8 protein-coding genes are annotated in these 8824 nt (G+C 61.2%); 6 read left to right on the top strand and 2 right to left on the bottom strand.

From position 1 onward, the window contains the following. The first annotated feature begins 345 nt into the window (after positions 1–345). Positions 346–795 (top strand): azurin, encoded by a 450-nt coding sequence (gene azu / locus G1E_RS19355; protein ID WP_009683310.1) that lies wholly within the window; start codon positions 346–348, stop codon positions 793–795. 108 nt (positions 796–903) lie between these two features. On the opposite strand, the gene nadE is transcribed toward azu, so the two are convergent. Continuing rightward, positions 904–1731, bottom strand: coding sequence for an ammonia-dependent NAD(+) synthetase (nadE, locus tag G1E_RS19350; RefSeq protein ID WP_009683309.1), 828 nt, complete (start codon positions 1729–1731; stop codon positions 904–906). A 3-nt stretch (positions 1732–1734) separates the two neighbouring features. Next, positions 1735–2940: a nicotinate phosphoribosyltransferase gene (gene pncB / locus G1E_RS19345; RefSeq protein WP_009683308.1), complete on the bottom strand. Its 1206-nt coding sequence runs from the start codon at positions 2938–2940 to the stop codon at positions 1735–1737. 467 nt (positions 2941–3407) lie between these two features. Here pncB and G1E_RS19340 point away from each other — a divergent pair, with 467 nt between their 5' ends. The 5 genes from G1E_RS19340 (at position 3408) to G1E_RS19320 (ending at position 8506) form a co-directional block, all read left to right on the top strand. Next, positions 3408–4544: a branched-chain amino acid ABC transporter substrate-binding protein gene (locus tag G1E_RS19340; protein ID WP_009683307.1), complete on the top strand. Its 1137-nt coding sequence runs from the start codon at positions 3408–3410 to the stop codon at positions 4542–4544. 158 nt (positions 4545–4702) lie between these two features. Then, positions 4703–5617: a branched-chain amino acid ABC transporter permease gene (locus tag G1E_RS19335; RefSeq protein WP_009683306.1), complete on the top strand. Its 915-nt coding sequence runs from the start codon at positions 4703–4705 to the stop codon at positions 5615–5617. Between the two features lie 2 nt (positions 5618–5619). Next, on the top strand, positions 5620–6921 hold the full coding sequence (gene livM / locus G1E_RS19330) for a high-affinity branched-chain amino acid ABC transporter permease LivM (protein WP_009683305.1): 1302 nt from the start codon (positions 5620–5622) through the stop codon (positions 6919–6921). After that, entirely contained in the window at positions 6918–7793 is an 876-nt protein-coding gene (locus G1E_RS19325; RefSeq protein ID WP_029885721.1) for an ATP-binding cassette domain-containing protein, read from the top strand. The genes livM and G1E_RS19325 overlap by 4 nt, the downstream gene beginning before the upstream one ends. Then, a complete protein-coding gene (locus G1E_RS19320) occupies positions 7790–8506 on the top strand; it encodes an ABC transporter ATP-binding protein (protein WP_009683302.1) in 717 nt (238 codons plus the stop codon). Before G1E_RS19325 ends, G1E_RS19320 begins: the two co-directional genes overlap by 4 nt. The last annotated feature ends 318 nt before the right edge of the window (positions 8507–8824 follow it).

Raw genomic sequence — 8824 nt, 5'->3', positions numbered from 1 at the left:
CACCTCCAGTCACTCAGGGTGACAGGGTACGGTGGCTGACCGTCGCTTCCAAGGCCGGGTTCATTCCGGGCGCGAGAATTCGCAGATCGCGCCGGTAGCACCGTGGGCGTAGGCGGCGAGCAGGCTGTTCAGAAACTGGGAGATGGGCATTTGGTATTGCTCCTAAATGAGAGGTTGTCCCATCGTCCAATAAAAGGGCATGATGTGCTCTTAGATTGGTTGTATACAATCCATTGAACAATTCAACTGACTGGCCACTTGACACCCCCTTGACCCATATCAGCAGGGTGCTGAACGGTTTCAGGCAGTCTCGCAATTGATAAAACCCTGCCAAGGAGATTCATGATGTTTGCGAAAGCTGTAGCGGTATCCCTGCTGACCCTCGCCAGCGCCTCTGTCTTCGCCGCCGAGTGCTCGGTAACTGTCGACTCCACCGACCAGATGTCATTCAACACCAAGGTAATCACCGTCGACAAAAGCTGCAAGGAATTCACGGTCAAACTGACCCACTCCGGCAACCTGCCGAAGAACGTCATGGGCCATAACCTGGTGATCAGCAAGACTGCCGACATGCAGGGCATTGCGACCGAAGGCATGAGCCAGGGCCTGGAAAAGGACTACATCAAGGCTGACAACGCCGCGATCATTGCCCATACCAAAATGATCGGCGCGCCGGAAAAAGAAACCGAAGTGAAGTTCGACCCTTCCAAGCTGGAAGCCGGTGGTGACTACAGCTTCTTCTGCACCTTCCCGGGCCACATCTCGATGATGAAAGGCAAGGTTGTCGTCAAGTAATCAGCTGACGCCGAGCCCTGTAGGGGCGGCTTTACCCGCGAATGCGGTGCCAGATCCACCATCGCATTCGCGGGTATACCCGCTCCTACAGGCGTTGTTACAGCCTGATCAAGGGGCGAACGGCAATTCGCGCTTGTGCTGGGTCTTGCGGTAGGTGGCCACGATGATGTCGAACGCTGCCTGGTCGACCGGCTGCCCATGCAGGAACGCGTCGATCTGCTGGTAGGTGACCCCATGCGAGGCTTCGTCCGGTTTGCCCGGTGCCAGGTCTTCCAGGTCTGCAGTCGGCACCTTCTCCACCAGTGACTCCGGCGCGCCAAAGCTGCGTGCAATGGCCCGCACCTGGTTTTTTACCAGGCCGCTCAGCGGCGCCAGGTCGCAGGCACCATCACCAAACTTGGTAAAGAAGCCCATCACCGCTTCGGCGGCGTGGTCGGTACCGATCACCAGCCCTGCGCGCGCGCCAGCGATGGTGTATTGGGCCACCATGCGCGTGCGTGCCTTGACGTTGCCGACCACGAAGTCCACCAGCGCCGGCGAGCCGCTTTTCAATTCCACCACTTCAGCCGCCAAGGCGCGCACTGCCGGGGCGATGTCCACGGTGTGCACTTCGTCGGCCCTGATCACGTCCAGGCAGGCCTGGGCGTCATGTTCATCATGCTGCACCTGGTACGGCAGGCGAACGGCGATGAAGGTATAAGCCTGGTCACCGGTTTCGGCGCGCAGTTCGTTGATGGCGCGCTGGGCGAGCAGGGCGGCGGTCAGCGAGTCGACCCCGCCGCTGATGCCCAGTACCAGGGTCTTGAGCCGGGCGTTGGCCAGGCAGTCCTTGATGAACGCCACGCGCCGGGCAACTTCTGCCTCTAGCGCGGCCGCGTCGGCGAACGGCGGCTGGACCTTCAGCGCCTGGGCAATTTCTTGCTGAACCGCTTGCATGGGTTACTCCTTGCTGGGGACTTTGAATACGTGACGCATGTAGGCAACGAAGTTGGCGTCGCGGCACTGGGTCTTGGCCGCTTCGTCGGAAATCTTGGCCACCGGTGCGCCGTTGCAGTCGGTCATTTTAAGCACGATGCTCATGGGGACCACACCCGGTATGTCGCAGGTCAGGTTGGTACCGATGCCAAAGCTGACGTTGATGCGCCCGCGCAGGGCCCGGAAGATTTCCAGCGAGCGGGTAAGGTTTAGGCTGTCGGAAAACACCAGGGTCTTGGTCATCGGGTCGATACCCAGTTTCTGGTAATGGGCGATCGCTTTCTCGGCCCAGGCTACCGGCTCGCCGGAGTCGTGGCGCAAGCCATCGAACAGCTTGGCGAAGTACAGGTCGAAATCGCCGAGGAAGGCATCCATGGTGATGCAGTCGGTCAGGGCGATACCGAGCAGGCCGCGGTACTCGCGCACCCAGCAGTCCAGCGCGGCGATCTGGCTGTCGATCAGCCGCGGGCCCAACTGCTGGTGCGCCATGATCCACTCGTGGGCCATGGTGCCCAGCGGCTTGATATCCAGTTTCCATGCCAGGTCGACGTTGCTGGTGCCGACGAAACGGCCAGGGAAGTCGTCGCGCAGTACCCGGACCACTTCCTCCTGCACGCGGCTGGAAAAGCGCCGGCGGGTGCCAAAGTCGGCTACCTGCAGTTCCGCCAGTTCGTCGTCGCTGGCGTGGGCGCGCAGCCAGTCGAACTTGCGGTACAGCTGGTCGCGTGCCTCGGCCAGGCGCATATGCGGGTGCAGGTGGCGGTTGCGCACTTCGCTGATGATCGCCAGCAAAGGCACTTCGAACAGGATCACATGCAGCCAAGGGCCTTTGAGGCGCAGGAACAGCTGATCGTGCTCGATGCCGAGGTGCACATAGCGCAGGTTGAAGCGAAACAGCCGCAAAAACCGCAGGAAGTCGGGCTTGAGGAAACTGATGCGCTCCAGAAAACCCAGCTGGCCATCATCGAGCGTGAGGTCGTTGAGCACCTCCAGCTGGTGGCGGATTTCGCCTAGATACGGCCGCAAGTCCTCGCCGTTGCGGCAGCGGAATTCCCATTCGACGTCGGCGTCCGGGTAGTTGTGCAGCACACCCTGCATCATGGTGAGTTTGTAGAAATCGGTGTCGAGCAGGTTGTGCACGATGCGCTCGGCGAATGCGCTCTCGCTCATCAAAGGGGCTCCGGAGGCGGCGAATGGGGGACATTGTGCCAGCCTTTTCGGCCTTGTTGTGTCTGCGCTGGCCTGTTCGCGGGTGAACCCGCGCCTGCAGGGCCGCGTATCTGCCAAATCCGCGTGTTTTTCGGTGCACCCGCCAGCCTTGTAACGGTGCTGCCTGTAGCAGTCGCGCACCACGGGTGTGCAGTTCGGTGACGTCTGCTGTTACAGGCCGGTTGCACGTAAACACCCGGCAGGGTTGCAATGATGGCGCGCGGCGGTTGCGCCTTGTCTGTACGGGTGGTGGCACCCGGCGCGTGGCAGACGGTTGCACGCTCAATAAAGAAAAGGCCGTCGGTCGCTTCTACGTGCCGATGGTGGTGTGATTTTCCGTAAGACAAAACTGATGGCACGGCCCTTGCTCTGAGCATTGGGCTGAGAAGTTGTAGTGCCAACCAAAAAAACTCTAGGAGCACCACCTCATGTCGCAGACGTTTTACAAGAAAGGTTTCCTGGCGCTTGCCGTAGCCACGGCACTGGGTGTTTCTTCGTATGTCCAGGCCGACGTCAAGATCGGCGTAGCGGGGCCGATGACCGGAGCCAACGCAGCGTTCGGCGAGCAGTACATGAAAGGTGCGCAAGCTGCGGCCGACAAGATCAACGCCGCGGGTGGCGTGAATGGCGAGAAAATCGTGCTGGTCAAAGGCGATGACGCCTGCGAACCGAAACAGGCCGTTGCCGTAGCCAACCGCCTGGTCGACCAGGACAAGGTGATCGGGGTGGTCGGCCACTTCTGTTCGTCCAATACCATCCCGGCCTCCGAGGTGTATGACGAGGCCGGCGTGATCGCCATCACGCCCGGTTCGACCAACCCACAGGTCACCGAGCGCGGCCTGAGTGCCATGTTCCGCATGTGTGGCCGTGACGACCAGCAGGGCGTGGTCGCCGGCGACTACATTGTCGACGTGCTCAAGGGCAAGAAAGTCGCGGTGCTGCACGACAAGGACACCTACGGCCAAGGCCTGGCTGATGCCACCAAGGCACAGCTGGAAAAACGTGGCGTCAAGCCTGTGTTGTACGAAGGCCTGACCCGTGGCGAGAAAGACTTCAGCGCCGTGGTTACCAAGATCCGTGCTGCCGGTGCCGATGTTGTCTACTTCGGCGGCCTGCACCCGGAAGCCGGCCCGCTGGTGCGCCAACTGCGCGAACAGGGCCTGAAGGACGTCAAGTTCATGTCGGATGATGGCATCGTCACCGACGAGCTGGTGTCTACCGCCGGCGGTGCGCAGTACGTCGATGGCGTGTACATGACCTTTGGCGCCGACCCGCGCCTGCTGCCAGACAGCAAGGCCGTGGTCGAGGAGTTCCGCAAGGCGGGCACCGAACCGGAAGGCTATACGCTGTACGCCTACGCCTCGCTGCAGGCGCTCGCCGCCGCCTTCAACGGCGCCAAGTCGAACAAGGGCGAAGACGCTGCCAAGTGGCTCAAGGCCAACCCGGTGCAGACCGTCATGGGCGAAAAGAAGTGGGACAGCAAGGGCGACCTGACCGTGTCCGACTACGTGGTCTACCAGTGGGACAAGGACGGCAAGTACCACCAGCTGGACAAACAAAAATAATAACGGCCACCCGCCCGGGTTGCGCATGCGCCCGGGCCTGAGCCCCTGCGGTACCTGTCCTTATTCGGAGACCTGCACGGTCGTGCACTGCTGGGGCCGCATTGTCCGTGGCCTTGCGTGGTCGGCATGCGTGCAGTCTCGCTCAGTGAGATTGCGTTATGGATGGTATTTTCCTGCAGCAACTGGTCAACGGCCTGACCCTCGGGTCGGTCTATGGCCTGATCGCCATCGGCTACACAATGGTCTATGGCATTATCGGCATGATCAACTTCGCGCACGGCGAGGTGTATATGATTTCCGCCTACCTGGCGGCGATCAGCCTGGCATTGCTGGCCTATTTTGGCGTCGAGTCGTTTCCCCTGCTGATGCTGGGCACGCTGTTGTTCACCATCGTCGTCACGGGGGTGTACGGCTTCACCATCGAGCGCATCGCCTACAAGCCGCTGCGTAACTCTACCCGCCTGGCACCGCTGATCAGCGCCATCGGCATTTCGCTGATCCTGCAGAACTACGCACAGATCAGCCAGGGCGCTCGCCAGCAAGGCGTGCCAACCCTGCTCGAAGGCGCCATGCGCATCGATGTCGGCACCGGCTTCGTGCAACTGACCTACACCAAGATCTTCATCCTGGTGGCGGCATTCCTGGGCATGGGCCTGCTGACCTATGTGATCAAGTACACCAAGCTCGGTCGCATGTGCCGCGCTACCCAGCAAGACCGCAAGATGGCCTCGATCCTGGGCATCAACACCGACCGGGTCATTTCCTACGTATTCGTCATTGGCGCAGTGATGGCCGCCCTGGCAGGCGTGCTGATCACCATGAACTACGGCACCTTCGACTTCTATGCCGGCTTCATCATCGGTATCAAGGCATTCACCGCCGCAGTGCTCGGTGGCATTGGCTCCCTGCCTGGCGCGATGCTCGGCGGAATCATCCTGGGGATCTCCGAATCGCTGTTCTCCGGCCTGATCAACTCCGACTACAAGGACGTGTTCAGCTTCTCGCTGCTGGTGATGATCCTTATCTTCCGCCCACAAGGCCTGCTGGGTCGCCCGCTCGTGGCTAAGGTGTGAACATGTCGATTGCCAAAATTGCTTCTGCCTCTGAAACCAAAGGTTTCGATATCAAACGCAGCCTGCTCGAAACCCTCGTCGCCGGCCTGCTGGCGCTGATCGTGTTCGGCCCGATCGTCGGCGTGGTGCTCGACGGTTATACCTTCAACGCCGAACCCCGCCGCGTGGCCTGGCTGGTCGGTGGTGTGATGCTCGGGCGTTTCCTGCTCAGCCTGTATGTGCAGACCGCTGCCGGCCGGCGCATGCTCGAAGGCTTCGACAGCGGTGGCTCGGGCGTGCATGTGCGGGCGCCGAACTATGTGTCGCGGCTGCGCTACATCATCCCGGCGCTGATCGTGATTGCCATCGTCTTCCCGATCTTCGCCAACAAGTACCTGCTGACCGTGGTCATCCTCGGCCTGATCTATGTGCTGCTGGGCCTGGGCCTGAACATCGTGGTCGGCCTGGCCGGCCTGCTCGACCTGGGGTACGTGGCCTTCTACGCCATTGGCGCCTACGGCCTTGCACTGGGTTACCAGTACCTTGGCCTGGGCTTCTGGAGTGTGCTGCCGCTGGCAGCGATTGCGGCGGCCCTTGCCGGGTGCATCCTGGGCTTCCCGGTGCTGCGCATGCACGGTGACTACCTGGCGATCGTAACCCTGGGCTTTGGCGAGATCATTCGCCTGGTGCTGAACAACTGGCTGTCGTTCACCGGCGGCCCCAACGGCATGCCGGCGCCGTCGCCGACCTTCCTTGGCCTGGAGTTCGGCCGCCGGGCCAAAGACGGTGGGGTGCCCATCCATGAGTTCTTCGGCTTTGCCTACAACCCCAACCTCAAGTTCGTGTTCATTTATGCGGTGCTGTTCATGGTCGTGCTGGCCGTGCTCTACATCAAGCACCGCTTGACCCGCATGCCGGTCGGCCGGGCGTGGGAAGCGCTGCGCGAAGACGAGATCGCCTGCCGTTCGATGGGCCTGAACCACGTGCTGGTCAAGCTCTCGGCCTTCACCCTGGGTGCTTCCACCGCGGGTTTGGCCGGCGTGTTTTTTGCCACTTACCAAGGCTTCGTCAACCCCTCGTCGTTCACCTTCTTCGAGTCGGCCTTGATTCTCGCCATCGTCGTGCTGGGTGGCATGGGCTCCACCGTGGGCGTCGTCATTGCGGCATTCGTGCTGACCGTGGCGCCCGAGTTGCTGCGCAGCTTCTCCGAGTACCGGGTGCTGCTGTTCGGGGTACTGATGGTGTTGATGATGATCTGGCGACCGCGGGGGCTGATCCGCATCAGCCGTACCGGTGTGACCCCGCGTAAAGGAGTGGCGCCATGAGCGACGAAATCATTCTGTCGGTCGACAACCTGATGATGCAGTTTGGCGGCATCAAGGCGCTCAGCGACGTGAGCCTGAAGGTCAGGCGCAACCAGATCTTCGCCCTGATCGGCCCCAACGGCGCCGGCAAGACCACGGTGTTCAACTGCCTGACCGGCTTCTACAAGGCCAGTGGCGGGCGCATCGAACTGAATGTGCGCGGTAGCCACACCAATGTGATCCAGCTGCTGGGCGAGCGTTTCCAGGCGGCCGACTTCGTTTCGCCGGCACGCTTTGCCAGCCGCCTGTACTACAAGATGTTCGGCGGCACCCACCTGGTCAACCGCGCGGGCCTGGCGCGCACCTTCCAGAACATCCGCCTGTTCAAGGAAATGTCGGTGGTGGAGAACCTGCTGGTGGCCCAGCACATGTGGGTCAACCGCAACCTGCTGGCGGGGGTATTCAATACCAAGGCCTACCGCAAGGCCGAAAGCGATGCGCTGGACCACGCCTTCTACTGGCTGGAGGTGGTCGACCTGGTCGACTGCGCCAACCGCCTGGCCGGTGAGCTGTCGTATGGGCAGCAGCGCCGCCTGGAAATCGCCCGCGCCATGTGCACGCGACCAAAGATCATCTGCCTGGACGAACCGGCGGCGGGCTTGAACCCGCAGGAGACCGAGGCACTTAGCCAGATGATTCGCGTGCTGCGTGACGAGCACGATATCACCGTGGTGCTGATTGAACACGACATGGGCATGGTCATGAGCATTTCCGACCATATCGTGGTATTGGACCACGGCAACGTGATTGCCGAGGGTGCGCCACAGGACATCCGCAACAACCCGACGGTGATCGCTGCCTACCTGGGTGCAGACGAAGAGGAACTGGTATGAGTGCACCCATTCTCGAGCTGAAGGACCTGGACGTGTTCTATGGGCCGATCCAGGCGCTGAAAAAGGTATCGATGCACATCAACGAAGGTGAGACGGTCAGCCTTATCGGCGCCAACGGGGCCGGCAAGTCGACCCTGCTGATGTCGATCTTCGGGCAGCCGCGGGCGGCTTCCGGGCAGATCGTCTACCGTGGCACCGACATTACCCGCAAGTCATCGCACTACATTGCTTCCAACGGCATCGCCCAGTCGCCGGAAGGGCGCCGGGTATTCCCCGACATGAGCGTCGAGGAAAACCTGATGATGGGGACCATCCCCATTGGCGACAAGCATGCCGACGAAGACATGCAGCGCATGTACGAACTCTTCCCGCGCCTAAAAGAGCGGCGTAACCAGCGGGCCATGACCATGTCCGGTGGCGAGCAGCAGATGCTGGCGATTGCCCGGGCGCTGATGAGCCGGCCAAAATTGCTGTTGCTGGACGAGCCCTCGCTGGGGTTGGCACCCATCGTGGTCAAGCAGATCTTCTCGACCCTGCGGGAACTGGCGAAGACCGGCATGACCATTTTCCTGGTGGAGCAGAACGCCAACCACGCCCTGAAACTGTCGGACCGTGCCTACGTGATGGTCAACGGGCAAATTCGCATGACCGGGACTGGGCAAGAGTTGTTGGTCAACGAAGAAGTGCGCAGCGCTTACCTGGGTGGGCATTAGTTCCCCCTAGGGGCCGCGATCCATGCCCGGTCGCGGTCCCCTGTAGGAGCGGCCTTGTGTCGCGATGGGCTGCAACGCAGCCCCCTTCCCATGTGGACAACTCAACCTAACCGGGCCCTCAACCCGTTCACCCACAGCTACCCAACCCCGCTTCCCGCAAGCCAAATCTTTTCCACCGATAATGTGGAACCGCCTGTGGAAAACATGGTGGTATCCCCCTCCAACCCAACACCATCAAGCCCTACAGCGGCATGATCATTTTTTGATCAGTGCACCCCTGTGGATTGTTTTCCCAGGCAAATCACGTCATTCCAACCA

It is taken from the genome of Pseudomonas sp. TJI-51 (assembly GCF_000190455.2).
Taxonomy (GTDB): domain Bacteria; phylum Pseudomonadota; class Gammaproteobacteria; order Pseudomonadales; family Pseudomonadaceae; genus Aquipseudomonas; species Aquipseudomonas juntendi.
This window is presented reverse-complemented; position numbering and strand designations above follow the sequence as displayed.

Coding starts and splice junctions, on each gene's coding strand:
- azu (WP_009683310.1), top strand. CDS start 346: ATGTTTGCGAAAGCTGTAGCGGTATCCCTGCTGACCCTCGCCAGCGCC.
- nadE (WP_009683309.1), bottom strand. CDS start 1,731: ATGCAAGCGGTTCAGCAAGAAATTGCCCAGGCGCTGAAGGTCCAGCCG.
- pncB (WP_009683308.1), bottom strand. CDS start 2,940: ATGAGCGAGAGCGCATTCGCCGAGCGCATCGTGCACAACCTGCTCGAC.
- G1E_RS19340 (WP_009683307.1), top strand. CDS start 3,408: ATGTCGCAGACGTTTTACAAGAAAGGTTTCCTGGCGCTTGCCGTAGCC.
- G1E_RS19335 (WP_009683306.1), top strand. CDS start 4,703: ATGGATGGTATTTTCCTGCAGCAACTGGTCAACGGCCTGACCCTCGGG.
- livM (WP_009683305.1), top strand. CDS start 5,620: ATGTCGATTGCCAAAATTGCTTCTGCCTCTGAAACCAAAGGTTTCGAT.
- G1E_RS19325 (WP_029885721.1), top strand. CDS start 6,918: ATGAGCGACGAAATCATTCTGTCGGTCGACAACCTGATGATGCAGTTT.
- G1E_RS19320 (WP_009683302.1), top strand. CDS start 7,790: ATGAGTGCACCCATTCTCGAGCTGAAGGACCTGGACGTGTTCTATGGG.